The sequence below is a fragment of the Flavobacterium mekongense genome (assembly GCF_047038255.1).
In the GTDB taxonomy this organism is placed as follows: Bacteria; Bacteroidota; Bacteroidia; order Flavobacteriales; family Flavobacteriaceae; genus Flavobacterium; species Flavobacterium mekongense.
The window spans coordinates 172,745-190,409 of record NZ_CP174374.1 but is presented as its reverse complement, the minus strand read 5'-3'; the positions used below and the strand labels follow the sequence as shown (position 1 = coordinate 190,409).

Annotated in this window: 16 protein-coding genes; 5 read left to right on the top strand and 11 right to left on the bottom strand. The window is 39.6% G+C overall.

What is annotated here, in order from left to right; translation table 11 throughout:
- Nucleotide 1: 1 nt before the first annotated feature.
- From ACJG85_RS00680 to ACJG85_RS00655, 6 genes are all read right to left on the bottom strand, one after another.
- Nucleotides 2–1,054, bottom strand: coding sequence for a UDP-glucose--hexose-1-phosphate uridylyltransferase (locus ACJG85_RS00680; RefSeq protein ID WP_412476698.1), 1,053 nt, complete (start codon nt 1,052–1,054; stop codon nt 2–4).
- A 151-nt stretch (nt 1,055–1,205) separates the two neighbouring features.
- On the bottom strand, nt 1,206–2,372 hold the full coding sequence (galK, locus tag ACJG85_RS00675) for a galactokinase (RefSeq protein WP_412476697.1): 1,167 nt from the start codon (nt 2,370–2,372) through the stop codon (nt 1,206–1,208).
- Nucleotides 2,372–4,780 carry a beta-galactosidase GalA gene (gene galA / locus ACJG85_RS00670; RefSeq protein ID WP_412476696.1) on the bottom strand — a complete coding sequence of 803 codons (2,409 nt, stop codon included), beginning with the start codon at nt 4,778–4,780 and terminating at the stop codon, nt 2,372–2,374. The genes galK and galA overlap by 1 nt, the downstream gene beginning before the upstream one ends.
- 5 nt (nt 4,781–4,785) lie before the next feature.
- Nucleotides 4,786–5,805: a glycoside hydrolase family 53 protein gene (locus ACJG85_RS00665; RefSeq protein WP_409676665.1), complete on the bottom strand. Its 1,020-nt coding sequence runs from the start codon at nt 5,803–5,805 to the stop codon at nt 4,786–4,788.
- Nucleotides 5,805–6,875 carry a glycoside hydrolase family 53 protein gene (locus tag ACJG85_RS00660; protein WP_409676668.1) on the bottom strand — a complete coding sequence of 357 codons (1,071 nt, stop codon included), beginning with the start codon at nt 6,873–6,875 and terminating at the stop codon, nt 5,805–5,807. The genes ACJG85_RS00665 and ACJG85_RS00660 overlap by 1 nt, the downstream gene beginning before the upstream one ends.
- Nucleotides 6,872–7,924 carry an aldose epimerase family protein gene (locus tag ACJG85_RS00655; protein WP_412476695.1) on the bottom strand — a complete coding sequence of 351 codons (1,053 nt, stop codon included), beginning with the start codon at nt 7,922–7,924 and terminating at the stop codon, nt 6,872–6,874. The genes ACJG85_RS00660 and ACJG85_RS00655 overlap by 4 nt, the downstream gene beginning before the upstream one ends.
- Nucleotides 7,925–8,027: 103 nt before the next feature.
- Between ACJG85_RS00655 and ACJG85_RS00650 the strand changes: the two genes are divergently transcribed.
- Entirely contained in the window at nt 8,028–9,026 is a 999-nt protein-coding gene (locus tag ACJG85_RS00650) for a GntR family transcriptional regulator (protein ID WP_412476694.1), read from the top strand.
- 5 nt (nt 9,027–9,031) lie between these two features.
- Here ACJG85_RS00650 and rpe read toward each other — a convergent pair whose 3' ends face one another.
- From rpe to ACJG85_RS00625, 5 genes are all read right to left on the bottom strand, one after another.
- Nucleotides 9,032–9,694 carry a ribulose-phosphate 3-epimerase gene (gene rpe / locus ACJG85_RS00645; RefSeq protein ID WP_412464586.1) on the bottom strand — a complete coding sequence of 221 codons (663 nt, stop codon included), beginning with the start codon at nt 9,692–9,694 and terminating at the stop codon, nt 9,032–9,034.
- Between the two features lie 419 nt (nt 9,695–10,113).
- A complete protein-coding gene (locus ACJG85_RS00640) occupies nt 10,114–10,977 on the bottom strand; it encodes a sigma-70 family RNA polymerase sigma factor (protein ID WP_026711939.1) in 864 nt (287 codons plus the stop codon).
- 140 nt (nt 10,978–11,117) lie between these two features.
- Entirely contained in the window at nt 11,118–13,295 is a 2,178-nt protein-coding gene (locus tag ACJG85_RS00635; RefSeq protein ID WP_409676682.1) for a polyribonucleotide nucleotidyltransferase, read from the bottom strand.
- Between the two features lie 139 nt (nt 13,296–13,434).
- On the bottom strand, nt 13,435–13,704 hold the full coding sequence (gene rpsO, locus ACJG85_RS00630) for a 30S ribosomal protein S15 (protein WP_026724205.1): 270 nt from the start codon (nt 13,702–13,704) through the stop codon (nt 13,435–13,437).
- Between the two features lie 190 nt (nt 13,705–13,894).
- Nucleotides 13,895–14,350 carry a GAF domain-containing protein gene (locus ACJG85_RS00625; protein ID WP_409676686.1) on the bottom strand — a complete coding sequence of 152 codons (456 nt, stop codon included), beginning with the start codon at nt 14,348–14,350 and terminating at the stop codon, nt 13,895–13,897.
- A 72-nt stretch (nt 14,351–14,422) separates the two neighbouring features.
- Between ACJG85_RS00625 and xrtF the strand changes: the two genes are divergently transcribed.
- Genes xrtF through ACJG85_RS00605 form a run of 4 tightly spaced genes read left to right on the top strand, consistent with a single transcriptional unit; the run spans nt 14,423 to nt 17,634 of the window.
- A complete protein-coding gene (xrtF, locus tag ACJG85_RS00620) occupies nt 14,423–14,980 on the top strand; it encodes an exosortase family protein XrtF (RefSeq protein WP_412476693.1) in 558 nt (185 codons plus the stop codon).
- Nucleotides 14,955–15,401, top strand: coding sequence for an exosortase F system-associated membrane protein (locus ACJG85_RS00615; RefSeq protein ID WP_409676693.1), 447 nt, complete (start codon nt 14,955–14,957; stop codon nt 15,399–15,401). The genes xrtF and ACJG85_RS00615 overlap by 26 nt, the downstream gene beginning before the upstream one ends.
- A 45-nt stretch (nt 15,402–15,446) precedes the next feature.
- Nucleotides 15,447–16,277, top strand: a complete 831-nt coding sequence (locus ACJG85_RS00610) for an ATP cone domain-containing protein (protein ID WP_412476692.1) — start codon at nt 15,447–15,449, stop codon at nt 16,275–16,277.
- A gap of 1 nt (nt 16,278) precedes the next feature.
- Nucleotides 16,279–17,634: an MBL fold metallo-hydrolase RNA specificity domain-containing protein gene (locus ACJG85_RS00605; RefSeq protein ID WP_412476691.1), complete on the top strand. Its 1,356-nt coding sequence runs from the start codon at nt 16,279–16,281 to the stop codon at nt 17,632–17,634.
- Nucleotides 17,635–17,665: the final 31 nt, after the last annotated feature.

Sequence of the window (17,665 nt, the reverse complement as noted above, 5' to 3'; positions counted from 1 at the left end):
ACTAAGTGGTTTTGGTTTTATAATGTTGGTTAGGTAAGTCTCTTAAAATTTTGGCACTCTGTTCCGGAGCAATATCGCGTTGTGCTTCACCGAGCATTTCGTAGCCAACCATGAATTTTTTTACAGTGGCGCTTCGCAACAAAGGCGGATAAAAATGCATGTGAAAATGCCATTCCGGGTGCGCTACTCTGTCGGTTGGTGCTTGATGAATGCCGGAAGAATAAGGGAAAGACGTTTCAAAAAGATTATCGTATTTTACTGTGATGTTCTTGATGATTTCGGCAAAAGCTTTGGTTTCTTCTTGCGTCATAGCAATGATGTTGCTGAAATGTCTTTTAGAGATGATCACGGTTTCATAAGGCCAAGTGGCCCAAAACGGAACCAAAACAGCAAAGTGCTCATTCTCTAAAACGACGCGTTCTTGGTACATTAATTCTTGTTCCAGATAGTCTTTAAGTAAACTGGTTTTGTTTTTTTCGTAATAAGCACGCAGGTTTTTTTGGGTTTTTTCGATTTGGGTTGGCAATGAGGATTGCGCCCAAATTTGACCGTGCGGATGCGGATTGCTGCAACCCATTACACTGCCTTTGTTTTCGAAAATTTGAACGTAGTTGATAAAATCGTGACTGCCCAATTCGAGGTATTGTGCTTTCCAAGTTTGCACCACTTTTTCGATGGCCTCGACTTCCATTTCGGGTAAAGTAAGATTGTGTTTGGGCGAAAAGCAAACTACTTTGTTGATCCCGCGTTCCGGTTTTAATTGGAAGAGCGATGGTGCTTTGCTTTCAAAATTAACTTCAGTGCTGAGCAAGGCCGAAAAGTCGTTTTCAAACACATAGCAATCGGCGTAATCTGGATTTTTAACACCGTTGGCACGTACATTCCCCGCACACAAATAACATTCCTTGTCGTGTTCGGGACGATGCTCTTCGGAGACTGTTTCTTTTTGACCTTGCCAAGGTCTTTTGGCGCGATGGGGCGAAACCAAGATCCATTCGTCGAGTAACGGATTGTATCTTCTGTGTGGGTGTTCGTTATGGTTAAATTGTTGCATGTTGTTTTTGTTTGCGTTAGGGATTGCAGCTTTGTTTGAGCTCTTTTTGTTTTGTCCTTCGAGAGGCTCAGGATGACAAGACAAAAAAGCGAGTGCGGAAAGCCCGACCCCTTTCGGCAGGCTCAAGGCAGGCCGAAGGGTAACGCCCTGTTTAATTTTTATACTCTGTTGTGCCTTTTGAAATTTTAACTTTATACGCTTTTAATTTGATGCCAAATTGACTACGGTAAGCCGTTGAAATGCGTTCGATTAAGGTGTTTTCGGTTCCTCTTTCGACCAAATTAATGGAACAGCCCCCAAATCCACCGCCCATCATTCGAGCCCCTAAAACCGATTTTTCTTGTTGCGCAGCACCGACTAAAAAGTCAATTTCGGCACAACTCACTTCGTAATCTTTTGAAAGGCCTTGGTGAGTTTTTGACATCAGTTCTCCCAATTTTTTGAAATCGGAAATTTTTAAAGCGATAGCGGCATCGCGTACTCTTTGAATTTCATTGACTACAAAATGACAACGTTTAAAAATGGTTTCACCCAAAGACTCTCTAAGGTCCAACACCATTTTTTCGGTACAATCTCGAAAGGTTTTTACTTCCGGGAAATATTGTTTGATGATGGTTAGGCCTTGTTCTACCTCTTGTCTTCGGTCATTGTAACCCGATGTCAAATGGGTGTGTTTGACATTGCTGTCTAATAAGAGAAGTGAATATTTTTTGAAATCGGCTTTGAAATAATCGTATTCCAAAGTGTTGCAATCGAGTTTGATGACGCTGTTTTTTTTGCCGAATACCGAGGCAAATTGGTCCATGATACCGCAGTTTACGCCAACGAAAGTATGTTCTGATTGTTGCCCGATGAGAGCAATATCTTGTTTGGTTAATTTTAGATCAAATATTTTATTCATGGCATAAGCAATGCCGCATTCCAAAGCTGCAGAAGATGACAATCCTGAGCCCATGGGAATAGTACTGCTAAAAACGATGGAACAACCTTGGTTTAGTCCTTTGGCTTTGAGTTGGTGCAGTACGCCTAAAATGTAGTTCACCCACATTTGATTTACCGGTTTTAGGTCGTCGGTTACCTTAAATTGATAGGCTTCGTTTAGGTCTTGGGCAATAAGGGTAAAGGCCGTATCACTGTTTTTAGAGACAGCAAAGCAAACGTATTTGTTAATGGCTGCCGGCATTACAAAACCATCATTGTAATCAACGTGTTCCCCAATGATGTTAATTCTTCCCGGTGAAAGGAAAAGGTATTCGGGTGATTTTTGAAATACTTTTTTAAAGTGTTCCGTAGTGTGTTGGACGAGTTTTTTCTTCATTATCGCGTTTGAATCGTGGCGGATGCCGAAATTAATCCGTTAGACTTGGCTTCTAAAGTAAGGGTTTCCGGTGTTTTTCCGGCCAAAACAATCACTTGACATTTCCCGTTAAAAGCACTGCGTTGCCAAGCGCCTTCCGCACATTTATCAGGTTCGTGTGAACTTGGATCTCCGTTACCTACGCCAATAATTTTGGCATCGCCAGACAAATGAAATTTCACCATATTATCGGCAACCGGTACTTCTCGGTCTTTATCGTCTACTATGGATACGTTGAAAACGGTGGCGTCTTTCCCATCCGCGTTCAGGATAGTTTTATCAGTGGTTAACATAACTTTATAAGGTGTTCCTGTGGTTTCTATTTTTGAGTTGATTTTTTTGCCTCTTTTGTAACCGATAGCTTCGAGCGTGCCCGGTTCGTACTTGACTTGCCATTTGAGGTGGCTGTTTCTCGGCATGATTTTTTTGCCTAAGGTTTTGCCGTTTAAGAAAAGCTCTACTTCCTCGGCATTGGAATTGACCCAAACTTCTATAGGTTGGCCTACTTTTTCCGGCCAGTTCCAATGAGGGGAAATGTGCAAAACATCTTTATCAGTCCACCAACTCTGGTAGTAGTAGTAAATATTTTTCGGGAAGCCACACACATCCATAATGCCGAAATGGGAACTGATGTTTGGCCATTTGTAAGGCGTTGGTTCGCCGCGATAATCGAATCCGGTCCAAACAAATCCGCCCAACCAGTAGTTGTTTTCGGCAGCAAGTTTCCACCAAGTTTCGGCTTTACTTGCCCACCACGGATGGGTAATGTCTTGGTCGGGGACATAAGCTCTGATTACATCTTTTTCATAGATGCCGCGGGTGGTTACGGTACTTCCCATTTCTGTGCCTAATAAAGGTTGGTTGGGATGGTCTCTGTGGTAATCGGTTACAGCGTATTCACGGTAATTGAAACCGCGAATCGGGATGACCTCGTTAACACCTTTAAAATCATTCGCCATATCAGCAGCGTAGGTGCTGGTTCGGGTTGGATCTAATTCTTTTTGTATGGTCAAGAGCGTCTGTGCGATTTTCTTCCCGTAGTCATTACCTTGGATGTTTTGTTCTTCGTTACCAATAGACCATAAAAACACGGAAACATGATTTCTGTCGCGTTTAATCAGTCGTTTGAATTGGTCGAGGTACTCCGGGCTACTATTGAGCAAACGTTGTTCATCTACGACTAACATACCTAAGCTGTCGCAGGCTTCTAATAATTCAGGAGTTGGGGCGTTGTGACTCGCTCTGTAAGCATTACAGCCTAATTCTTTTAGCAATTTTACGCGGTAATATTGCAAGTAATCGGGAAGGGCGCTGCCAATACCGGCGTGGTCTTGGTGGTTGTTGGTGCCCTGAATTTTAAGGTGTTTTCCGTTTAAAAAGAAACCTTCTTTGGCATCAAATCTCACATTTTTGATACCAAATCGGGTTTTAGTTTGATGTACAATTTGGTTACCTGACTTTACAACGGTAATGACTTTGTACAAATAAGGATCATCCACAGACCATAAACGCACATTGCTCAGGTTTACTTTCTGTTTTAGGGTAACCTCTTTTCGGATACCTAAGTTGATTTTTTGATCCGAAGTCTTGGCCAGTATTTTCCCGTTTCTATCGGTTATGTAACTGTAAACGATGCCATCGGATTTTCTTAAGTAGTTATTTTGAACAGTAGTTTCAATAGTGGTTACTGCATTTTTGCCGTTGATTTCTGAATGCACAAAAATGCCGTCTTCCGGGATAAAAACTTTGTTAGTGATGTTTAACCAAACGTGACGGTAGATTCCGGCACCTTCGTAAAACCAACCTTCGGCTTGGGTAGCATCAACGCGAATAACGATTACATTATCGCCTTCAAAATTCATGAAATCGGTCACATCATAAGTATTGCCCAGATAGCCGCTGAAATTGGTGCCGACATAAAAGCCGTTAATCCAAATGGCCGCATTTCTGTAAATGCCATCAAATTGCAGTTCAAAACGTTTGTCTTCGTCTTTTTTATCAATGGAAAAATGTTTTCTATACCAACCGATACTGGTTTCAGGATAAGCACTACCAATCGGTTTGTAGCCGTGCGTATCCATTTCATGCGTAGTAGATTTTACAAATGGCAATTCGACCACCCAATCGTGTGGTACGTTGATTTTACGCCAAGTAGTGTCGATGAATTTAGGGTTGACTACCGTAGTTTCAAACACATTGGATTTGTGGAAGAGTAGTTTGTTGCCATAATCAAAGTCTTTGTCCGGATTAGCCGCATGGCCGAAGTGGAATCTCCAATTGTCATCGAGACTGATTTTTTGCTGTGCTGAGGTTATAAAACTCAGTGCCAACAATAAGACGGTGAGGTATTGTTTTTGAAAGTTTTTCATTGCGATTAATTTTCTTTAAAAGCGTTCAATGCCGGAGAAGGTTTGCCGTCGGCTTGCCAAGCACTTAAAGCGTAATGACTCCAGCTTCTGGCGCCTTGCGGCTCCCAGTAAAGTACACCGATTCCTTTGTTGTTAGGAACGTTTTTAACGGCTTTGATGGTAGCAGTCAATAATTCGTAAGTGTTTTGCACTTTATCGTCTTCACCGCCCACTTCCACTATCATCACTTCTTTCCCGTAACGTTGAGCCATGTCGTTTAGGTTAAATTGTAAATCGGCTATGGTTTCAGTGTAGTCTTTTTTAATCCAATACGGATAATACGATAATCCAATCACATCGTATCTTACTTTTTGGGCTGTGGCATTATCAAAGAAGGTTCTGAATTTTTCGTTGTTATTACCTTCATCTACATGTACTATAACTTTGATGTTTTGATCAACAGCTTTTACGGCATCGTAACCTTTGTTTAATAACTGTCCGAGTTGTGGCCAATTGGCGGTGCTGCCATCAGGCCAAAGCATGCCGCCGGGAATCTCGTTGCCCACTTGAACCCATTCGGGGGTAACACCGGCCACTTTTAAAGCATTGATAACGTCAAAAGTATGGTTGTAAACATCGTTTAATAATTCGGTAAAAGAATGTTTTTCCCAAGCTTTGGGTTTGAATTGTTTGGCCGGATCAGCCCAAGAATCGGAGTAGTGGAAGTTAATCATGATGCGGAAACCCATTTTTTGAGCGCGCAATGCCATGGCTATGGTTTCCTCTTTGCTGCAATGACCACTGGCTTTGTCATCGGACGGATTAACCCAAACTCTTAAACGGATCGAGTTCATGCCTAAGTCTTTCAGTAATTGCAAACAATCTGTTTCTTTACCGTTGTTGTCAAAGAATTTGTATCCGGTAGCTTCCATCTGCGGTAGCCAGCCTACATCTGCGCCTTTAGCGAAAACACTTTCTTTGTGTTGCGCTAAGAGTAAATTTGATAGTAGTATTGCTAAAAGACTAAACAGTTTTTCTGTCATCATTATTCTGCATTAAATACTTCCATAGCCGGAAGCGAATTGTTGTTGAAATCCCATAAAGCTTGATTTTCCCAGGAAGATCCGTTGGTAGATGTTGGTCCTCTAAACGCAACCCATTCGCTGCCCCAATAACAGAACCCTAAACCGTAATTGCTTTGCGAGATGGTATTTTTGATAGAAGAAAGAAATCCTTTTTGACCTGTTGTAGTTGCCGGAAAAGCCGGTAGTATTTGACTTGGCAAGCCAATGATATTATTAGTGTAATCGTTGTAATCAAAAGTAAAAGGATAGGCAGTTTCTGCTATGATTACTTTTTTATTGTACAATTGTCCCAAAGTATTGATGGTGTTTTGAAGTGTTACTAAACTGGTGCCGTGCCATATCGGGTAATAGGAAAGACCGATGTAATCGTAATCGATGTTGGCTACTTTGCTGAAAAACCAATCAGAACCGGATAATCCTCCATGATGTAACATGATTTTTGCCGTTGTTGATTTGCTTCTGATGGCCGTACTGGCGGCAGCAACGAGCTCTAAATATTGAGTTTCATTAGTAGAAAGTTTCCCTTCCGGCCAAAGCATACCGTCGTTGGTTTCGTTTCCGATTTGGATGATGTCCGGATTGATTTCAGTCATTACTAAATTGGTGTAATCAATAACAGTCGTTTTTAAACTGCTGAAAGTTAAGCTTTGCCAGGCAGCAGGTTTGGTTTGATGCGCCGGATCTGCCCAAGTGTCTGAATAGTGTACTGTTAGCCAAACTTTTAAGCCAGCGGCTTTGACTCTTTGGGCAAAGGTTTTTACTTCAGCCATGCCCGAATGCCCATCGGATGGGTTTTGCCACAAGCGAATTCTGATAGCGTTACAACCGGCATTTTTGAGTGTTGTAATTGGATCTTGATTGACACCGTTGTGTTTGTAAACGGTACCTTCGCTTTCAATTAAAGGAAGATAAGACATGTCAGCACCTCTGATAAAAACATCGGTGTCAACCGGCGGTTGCGGTTCAGAGTTATTGTCGGAGGAACAAGAAAAAAATGAAATGGATAATAGTACAAATAATAACTTTTTCATGGCAATTGATTTTCAAATTTGAATATAGTTTGATGAGTATAACACTCGTCTTTTTTTAAAATAGCACTTGGAAAATGACTGTGATTGGGTGCGTCGGGAAAGTTTTGGGCTTCAAAACAAATCCCGCTTGTTGAATGATAATCAGCATTTTCTTTGCCTTTTATTTGTCCAAAACAGTTGCCGCCGACGTAAACGTGAACAGCGGGTTGGTTGGTGATAACTGTCATTTTAATTTTTGATTTTTCACCATACAATGTAGCTGCATTATGATTGTTTAAAACAAATGTATTGTCAATAATGACAGGACTTTCTTTTGGCTCTGAAAAATCATAAGTGTGATTTTTTAAAGTGATAAATTTTCCGGTTGGAATTAATTCATCTGTGGTTTCCAGTATAGTATCGGCATTGATGGTAACCTTTTGGTGGTTGATGTCCTCTTGATGACCATTTAAATTAAAGTAACTGTGTTGAGTGAGGTTTACTATGGTATCTTCGGTAGATTTTGCTGAAAAGTCGACCATCAGTTCGTTTTGTTCAGTCAAGGTATAAGTTATGTTCACTGTTAGCTCTCCCGGGAAATTTTCTTCCTTATGACAGCTCAAATATTCTAAAGTGATGGATTGGTTTTCATTTGAAGGAATGTGTTTTACTGTCCATACTTTTTGACTGAAACCGCTTTCACCACCGTGAATTTGATGCGCATTGTGGTTTTGGGTCAATTGAATTTTTTCACCGTTTAATATAAAAGAAGCTTTGTTTATCCTGCCTGCGTACCTGCCAACTACGGCTCCCAAATACGGTGCGCTCGGTAAGCCGAACGATTTGATGTAATTTTCTAATTTGTCAAAGCCCAAAACTACATCGGTTTTTGATCCTGATGGGTTTGGAATTTTTACAGAAGTTATTGTGGCTCCATAATTAATTATACTCACTTCCATACCCTGTTTATTGGCTAAAGTGTAGCAAAACACCTCTTGATTCTCGGGTGTCAACCCGAAGAATTTCCCATTTAGACCCGGGTAATTTTGTGAAATATGGTTTTTAAACATGTTTTTTTTATCAATCTTATAACGAAAGTATAATTTTATCTTTTGCATCCATACCACTACCTACCGGTTTTTTTGTACCTTACCACCAGTTAATTGTATTGGAATGAAAATCATTACTATAAACAATCAGTCGGCTCAGCCCAAATACAAGCAAATTGTGTTGTCAATAGAGATGGCTATAGCGGAAAAGCGGTTAAAAAGAGAAGATAAGTTGCCATCCGTGAATAAAGTCAGCTTGGAGTTTTCTATTTCTCGAGATACCGTTTTATTGGCTTATGAGGAATTGAAAAAACGGAGCATTATTTACGCTGTTTTGGGAAAAGGTTACTATGTAAAGAGTGTTGCGTTTACTTTGGAACAACGTATTTTTTTGCTTTTTGATGAATTGAATGCTTTTAAGGAAGATTTGTATACTTCTTTTCTATATCACGTGAATAAGAATTTTCAAATTGATATTTTCTTTCATCATTTTAACTTGGAGATGTTTAAAAAGTTGGTTGAGGAAAGCAAAGGGAATTATTCCAAGTATATCATTATGCCTTCCAATTTAGAAATCCCTGTTGATGTTGTTAAGTCATTGCCTTTGAATGACACCTATGTTTTAGATCAAACCAATGAGATGTTCAAAGAGTTTCCTGCGGTTTACCAAGACTTTGTGACGGATATGTATGATGCGTTGACTTTAGGACTGGATAAGGTGAAAAAGTACAGCGAATTGATTTTGATTTTTCCAGGAGAGAAAGAACCTATCGGTATGGTCCGCGGTTTTGTGAACTTTTGTGTACAGAACCGTTGTGCCTATAAAGTGGTGTCGACTTTTGAGCGTGAAGAAATCCGGAAAGGAAGTTTGTTTATCATTCCCAATGACAGACATTTAGTGAATGTCATAGAACAAGCAAAGCTTCAAAAATTGGTTTTAGGTCTGGATTACGGCATCATTTCCTATAACGATACTTCGCTAAAGAAAGTAGTAGAGAACGGCATTACAACTATTTCCACGGATTTTAATGAAATGGGAAAAATTTTAGCGCATATGATCAACACCAACTCAAAGTTGAGTGTTAAAAATAACTCTAAACTGATTGTAAGAAATTCTCTTTGAAACGACTATATAGCTGTGATTTTTTTCAAATCGGCTATGGTTTGCGTTGGGTTTTGAGCGCCAAAAACATAGCTGCCGGCCACCAAAACATCAGCACCTGATTGTACCAATTGTTTGGCATTTTTATCGGTTACGCCGCCGTCAATTTCAATTAGGGTTGAAGCGCCTTTACGGATGATTAGGTCCTTTAGTTTTTCTACTTTTGAGTAAGTGTTTTCAATATAGGATTGTCCGCCAAATCCCGGGTTAACGCTCATTAAGCAAACCAAATCAATGTCTTTGATAACATCTTCCAATAAACTTATATTGGTATGTGGATTTAAAGCTACACCGGCTTTCATGCCTTCGGCTTTGATGGCTTGTAAGGTTCTGTGTAGATGAATACACGCTTCATAATGAACGGTTAGTATATTAGCTCCTAAAGCAGCAAAAGTTTTGATATATCGATCAGGGTCGACAATCATCAAATGCACATCTATTGTTTTTTTAGCGTGTTTGGTAATGGCTTGTAAAACCGGCATACCGAAAGAAATATTGGGGACAAAAACGCCGTCCATAATGTCGATGTGAAACCAATCGGCTTCGCTGGCATTGATCATTTCGATGTCGCGTTGCAGATTGGCAAAATCAGCGGCTAAAACGGATGGAGCAATAAGTGTGTTTTTCATTGGACTCAGTTGTGTGTTGTTGTTGCAAAATTAGGTTTTTAACTGCAAAGTTCGCAAGGTTTTTTTCGGAAGTTGTATGGAGCAGTTTTGGTTGTATTGCAACAGGGTTTGCGTGAAGGATTGAGGCGGTATCCTTTTTTGAAGAAATAGCGCCTCGATTGTGCTCAGTGTGACAAAAAAGATAAAGCCGAAAGCCTGACCTGAAAGGGCACGCCAAAAAAATAAAACTCCGGTAATCAGCCATTTGATATTAAGAGGAGGAAGCCCGGTGGGCTTCAGGTATAATAGCTTAAGCTTGTTTATTCAATCTTGAATTCGATGCCAATACATTAAAAAATAAAACTCCGGTAATCAGCCGGAGTTTCAATCATCAATCAAAAAACGAACAGTTAATCAGACTGTTGTTGCGGTTATTAGGATTATCCTAAATATGTTTTTAAAATTTTACTTCTGGAAGTATGTTTTAATCTGCGGATTGCTTTTTCTTTAATTTGACGAACACGTTCGCGGGTTAAATCGAAAGTTTCTCCGATTTCTTCCAACGTCATTGGGTGTTGGTCGCCTAGCCCAAAGTATAAGCGAACTACGTCAGCTTCACGTGGTGTTAAGGTTTCCAAAGATCTTTCAATTTCGGTACGCAATGATTCGTGGATCAATTCGCGGTCCGGATTTGGTGATTCACCCGAACGCAATACATCGTATAGGTTAGAATCTTCACCTTCCACTAAAGGCGCGTCCATAGATAAATGACGTCCCGAGTTTTTCATGGACTCTTTTACGTCATTTACGGTCATGTCTAACTCTTTGGCAATTTCTTCAGCAGAAGGAGCACGTTCGTTAGATTGCTCTAATAAAGCGTACATTTTATTGATTTTATTGATAGAACCGATTTTGTTAAGTGGTAAACGAACGATACGAGATTGTTCGGCCAAAGCTTGAAGAATGGATTGACGAATCCACCAAACAGCATAAGAAATAAATTTAAATCCACGGGTTTCGTCAAAACGTTGAGCAGCCTTGATCAATCCTAAATTTCCTTCGTTAATCAAATCGGGTAAAGTTAACCCTTGGTTTTGGTATTGTTTAGCCACGGAAACAACGAAACGCAAATTGGCTTTGGTTAGCTTTTCTAAGGCTCTTTGATCTCCGGCTTTGATGCGTTGAGCTAATTCCACTTCTTCGTCAGCGGTAATCAAATCCACTTTTCCGATTTCTTGTAGGTACTTGTCTAAGGATGCGGTTTCACGATTGGTAACCTGCTTGGTGATTTTGAGCTGTCTCATTGATGTTCTCCTTTTCTTTAAAGTGTTCGGGTTGTTGTACGCAAGGAGGAATCAAAAAGTTACAAAAAAAGTAAAAAAAATAAAAATCCCGATTCATTGCTTTGAATCGGGATTTGTTATGAATTAATATTTGAATTGGATTAACCCTTTGGAGCGTCTTTTTTATCTTCTCTCGGAGGACGATTTTCGTCTCTTGGTGGTCTTGGTAAAAGGGCTTTTTTCGATACTTTTTCTTTGCGGGTTTTAGGGTCGATACCTAAGTATTTAACCATAAATACATCGCCCATTTTTACCACATCAGCAACGTTTTCAGTTCTTTCCCATGCCAATTCGGAAACGTGTAATAATACTTCATTGCCTGGAGCTTTAGTATATTCTACTACAGCACCAAAGTCGAGCATTTTTACCACTTTCACTTCGTAAGCTTCACCTACTTCAGGTTTGAAAACGATAGAATCGATTTTGGCCAATACTGCTGCAATTCCGTCCGGATCAGTTCCTAAGATTTCAACAACACCTTGTTCGTCTACTTCGTTGATTACGATAGTAGTTCCGGTAGCTTTTTGTAATTCTTGGATCACTTTTCCACCCGGACCAATTAAGGCACCAATGAAGTTGCCAGGAATGGTTCTCATAATGATTTTAGGAGCGTGTTTTTTAACATCCGGTCTTGGCGTAGCAATGGTTTCTACTAATTTGCCTAAGATGTGCATACGACCTTCGCGAGCTTGGTCTAAAGCTTGTTCCATGATGTCATAACGCAAACCATCGATTTTGATGTCCATTTGACAAGCGGTGATACCGTCTTTGGTTCCGGTTACTTTGAAGTCCATGTCACCTAAGTGATCTTCATCTCCTAAGATATCTGACAATACCGCAAATTTTTGACCGTCGGTAATCAATCCCATGGCAATTCCGGAAACCGGTTTTACCATTTGAACTCCGGCATCCATTAACGCCATAGTTCCGGCACATACGGTAGCCATAGAAGAGGAACCGTTAGATTCTAAAACTTCAGATACTACACGAATGGTATAAGGACAATCGGCAGGAATCATGTTTTTTAAAGCACGTTGTGCTAAATTTCCGTGACCTACTTCTCTACGCGAAGTTCCTCTTAAAGGTTTGGCTTCACCGGTTGAGAATGGCGGAAAATTATAGTGTAAGTAGAATTTTTCTTCACCTTGTTCAGATGGCGAGTCGATTTGGTTGGCTTCTCTGGATGTTCCCAAAGTAACGGTAGCCAAAGCTTGTGTTTCTCCACGGGTAAACAAAGACGAACCGTGTACTGATGGTAAGTAATCAGTTTCACACCAAATAGGTCTGATTTCGGTTGTTTTTCTACCGTCCAAACGGATGCCTTTTTCAAGGATTACGTTACGAACTGCTTCTTTCTGTGTTTTGTAGTTGTATTTGCCAACCAATTCCGCTAAATCCGGATTTTCGGCATATTCTTCTTCTGTGAATAAGGCTTTCACTTCCTCTTTAACCGCTGCAAATTTTTCGCCTCTTTCGCTTTTAGCTGAAGCTTCCTGAGCAATAGCGTAATATTTGTCGTAAGACGCTGCTTTTACTTTTTTGTAGATAGCTTCATCTTCTTTTTCGCCTTCATATTCTCTGTAAGCAGGGGAGCCTACAGCAGCTCTCAATCTTTCTTGTGCTTGGATTTGAACTTTGATGGCCTCGTGAGCAAATTTGATGGCTTCTACCATTTCTGCTTCTGAGATTTCTTTCATCTCACCTTCTACCATACAAACAGAGTCGGCTGAAGCACCAATCATCATGTCGATATCAGATCTCTCTAAATCGGCTTTGCTTGGATTGATGACTAATTTTCCGTCAACACGGGCTACACGTACCTCTGAAATTAAGTTGTAGAAAGGAATGTCGGAAACAGCCAAAGCAGCTGAAGCAGCCAGTCCGGCTAAAGCATCAGGCATCACATTTTCGTCATGCGACATTAATTGAATCATCACCTGAGTTTCAGCGTGGTAATCATCCGGGAATAACGGACGCAATACACGGTCCACCAAACGCATGGTTAATACTTCGCTGTCACTTGGACGTGCTTCTCTTTTGAAAAAACCTCCCGGAAAGCGTCCTGCGGCGGCAAATTTTTCACGGTAATCTACCGTTAATGGTAAAAAATCTACTCCGGGGTTAGAAGTTCTGGCGGAAACGGCTGTAGCTAAAAGCATACAGTCGCCTAATCTTACTACTACAGAACCGTCTGCTTGTTTGGCTAATTTACCGGTTTCGATTAAGATGGTTCTCCCATCTCCCAAATCGATTGTTTCTTGGGTTACTTTTGGAATCATAAAAATTAATTCGTTTAAACAATTAGGTTAGTTGTGTTGTTGTTGTAGTTGTTGTAGTTGTGTAACCCAATGAAAAACCGAAACTTTTCTTTTAATTTTAAAACAAAAAGAGGCGCGCAAGCACCTCTTTAGATATGTATTATTTTCTAATACCTAATTCTTTGATAATCTCACGATATCTATTGATATCTTTTTTCTTCAAGTAGTCTAAAAGACTTCTTCTTTTACCTACTAAAAGCACCAACGAACGCTCAGTGTTGTAATCGTGACGATTTTTTTTCAAGTGCTCCGTTAAGTGAGAGATTCTAAATGTAAACAACGCGATTTGACCTTCAGCAGAACCGGTGTTTTCAGCTTTTCCTCCGTGTTTAGCGAAGATTTCAGCTTTTGTTTCTTTAGTTAAATACATTCCAATATTTATTTAAATGATTATTATGTATGAATTAAGACTTTCTCAATTCGAGTGCAAAAGTACATTTTATTTTTAATTTGACAACTATTTTCAAAATTAAAGTTTAAAGGTTTAAGAGTTCTGAGGTTTAAATAACTGTTGTTAAACCAATTCAAACGAACTTAAACAAGTTTAACCCCATTTTCAATTAGAACAACTTTGCAACTTGTTCATTCACAAACTCTAAAAATCTTTCATCGGCTTCTGTGAAAGGATCGAGTACATGACTGTCGATGTCGATTTGACCAATGTTGACTCCATTTACAAATAAAGGAACCACAATTTCTGATTTCACTGTAAAACTGCATGCAATGTAATTGTCTTGAGCTGAAACATCAGGCACTACAAAGTTGGCATTGGACTCGGCTACTTGACCACAAATACCTTTACCAAACGGAATTACAGTATGATCGGTTTCGGCACCAACATATGGGCCAAGGTGTAAGGTTTTGTTTTCATGATCGGCAAAATAAAAACCAACCCAGTTGTAATAGGATACACTGTCGGATAAAAACTGACAAAGATTTTGGAGTTTTGTATTTCTGTCTCCGTTTGCGTTAGTCAGAATGGTAATTACTTGCGGTTTTAAGTTTTCAAGATTCATGATTTTCAATTTTTGTGCAAAAGTAACGACTGCGCTTTTTTAATTTTATATAAATTTGTTAAAAATTCAGCTTTGAATAGTCTGCTACTGCAATACAAACCTTTTTTACTTTTTTTGGGCAAATTTTTGCTGACTTACTTGGTACTTGCCCTATTATACCAGATGTATTTGAATCGTTTTGATTCGGCTGCCAATCAGGTTGATTCTTTTACTCAAATGGTGGCCAATCAAACGCAAACACTGTTGACTCTTTTTGATAATGATGCTCTAATCGAATCTCATCCGACAGAGCCAAGCGTGAAAATTATTTACAACGGAAAGTATGTTTCTCGTATCATTGAAGGATGTAATGCCTTGAGTGTGATGATTTTGTTTGTGGCTTTTATTGTTGCCTTTACCGGAAAGCTCAAGAGAACCATCGTTTTTATACTTTTCGGTTTACTATTGATACATCTTTTAAACGTAGTTCGAATTGCTTTGTTGAGTGTAGCGCTATATCATTATCCGCAATATGAACATTTGTTACATGCGGTTATTTTTCCGCTAATCATTTACGGAATCGTTTTTCTACTTTGGGTTATTTGGGTTAATAAATTTTCTATACATGCTACAACTACTGCTAAAAAATAAATCAACTGTTTTATGGTCTTTGTTCTTAATCGGACTGTTAGTTGGTATTCGCCTTTTTGAAGACCAATTGTTTTACGACCCGTTTTTGAGCTATTTTAAAAGTGAATATGCTCACACTAAGTTGCCGCAGTACAATGTTTTTAAACTGTTTTTTAGTTTGGGAATGCGATTTTATCTCAATACAGTTATCTCACTTTTCTTGTTATATGTGATTTTCAAAGACACTAAAATGGTCAAGTTTTCTATACTGCTCTATATGGTTTTAGGTTCTGTCTTGCTAATCAGTTTCTTGTTCGTCCTGAATTTTTTCGGAGAAGAAAACAAAATGACACTCTTTTACTTACGAAGATTTTTAATTCAGCCGATATTTATCTTGCTTTTCATTCCGGCATTTTATTATCAAAAACAAGTCAAGAAGTAAGCTGTTTTTTGTAACTTTACGATAATTCCGCCAATACCAATGACCATGAAAATCGTAAAGCATTCGGGTAGTATAGTCGATTTTAATCGAGACAAGCTTAAAAGCTCATTGCTTAAATCGGGTGCCGATAAGAAAGTAGTGGAAGACGTTTTGCAGGTGATAGAAAAGCAAGTCTACGATGGTATTTCTACTAAGAAAATTTACAAATTAGCTTTTAACTTACTAAAAAAATCTTCTCATTCTCATGCCGCGCGATACAATTTAAGGGCGGCGTTGCAATTGTTAGGTCCGGCCGGTTTTTTCTTTGAAAAATACATTGCAAGATTGTTTATATCCGAAGGTTATTTGGCGCAAACCAATCTTTTTTTATCTGGTAAATGTGTCGGACACGAAGTAGATGTGGCTATCATGAAAAACAATTACATCGAAATGGTAGAATGTAAGTTTCATGCCAAAAGCGAAACCAATTCGGATGTGAAAGTACCGATGTACATTTTGTCGAGATTCAACGATTTGAAAGATAGGAATCATTTAATCTTTACCGAGAAAGATAAAATATCCGGCTGTTGGATAGTAACCAATAATCGCTTTACCGCCGATGCGATAACTTTTGCCCATTGTTCGGGTTTGCAATTGCTGAGTTGGGATTATCCGAAAGAGTTCAGTTTGCAAAAAAGAATAGACGAAGGCCAGTTGTATCCCATCACTTGTTTGACGACGCTGACTTTGGCTGAAAAAGACAAATTGTTGGTTCAAGATGTGATTCTGGCCAGCGAAATTATTAATAACACAGAAGTTTTGGAACAAATTGGTTTGAGTGCCAACCGCGTGAAAAATGTCATCAAAGAAGCTTCCGAACTTTGTAAATACCTTTAAAATGAAAGTCCAATTTTTAGGTGGTGCCGCAACGGTAACCGGTTCCAAAACCTTAATCGAAAGCAATGGTGTCCGAATTTTAGTGGATTGTGGTCAATTCCAAGGGATAAAATCCTTGCGCGAACTGAATTGGGAACCATTGCCGATTTTGCCCGATACCATCGACTTTATCCTGCTCACTCACGGCCATTTAGACCATTGTGGTTGGTTGCCCCGATTGGTTAGTCAGGGTTTTAAAGGTAAAATCTATTGTTCGAGTCCAACCAAAGAGATAGCGAAGTTAATTTTATTGGATAGTGCCAAAATTCAAGAAGAGGAAGCCGAAAAAGCCAACAAAGAACATTTTTCCAAACACGAAAAGGCCGAACCGTTGTACAATTTGGAGCAAACCGAAAAAGTTTTCCCGCTTTTCAGGGTGGTAAAACCTAACGAAGAAGTCCAACTTGATGCGGAGATTGTTGTGAAGTTCAGCAACGCCGGTCACATCTTGGGTGCTTGTAGTATCGAATTACAATTGGAAAATAAAACCTTGGTTTTCTCCGGTGATATCGGTCAAGACGATGATGTGCTGATGTTCGCCCCTACCAAGCCGCAAAAAGCCGATTATATCTTTCTCGAAAGTACGTACGGGAATAAAATTCATCCGCAAGAAGATGTCAAATTATTACTCGAAACTTATATCAATAATACAGTCCAAGCCGGTGGAACGGTTATTATTCCGAGTTTTGCTGTCGAACGCGCTCAAACATTGATGTATCTGCTTTGGCAACTCAAGCAAGAAGAGCGTCTGCCGGACATTCCGTATGTGATAGATACGCCTATGGGTATCAGTGTGCTTGATGTTTTTATGGAAAATCGCTCATGGCACAAACTCTCCGAGCAGCAGTGTGTTGACATGTGTAAAATGTTCACCATGAATTCAGAATATCAGGAAACAGTTGCTACCATTTTCGACCAACAGCCTAAGGTAGTTATTGCTGCGAGTGGTATGATAACCGGCGGAAGAGTATTGAGCTATTTGGAACGCTACATCGGTTTGCCTGAAACTACACTGATTATCGTGGGTTACCAAGCCGAGGGCACACGCGGCAGAAAACTATTAGAAGGTGCTACCGAAATCAAAATTTACGGCAAATATTATCCGGTTTTGGCCAAAGTTTTGGAGATAGAAGGGTTGTCGGCTCATGGCGATCAAAATGATTTGCTTCATTGGCTGTCAGCACTCCAAAACAAACCGAAGAAAGTTTTTTTGGTTCACGGTGAGAATGAACCCAGCGATGCACTTCGTATTAAAATACAAGAGCAATACGGATATGAAACTACCGTGCCGATGTTGGGACAATCTTTTGATTTGTAATATTTAAGACGTTATTAAGGTTTTCAAAAAC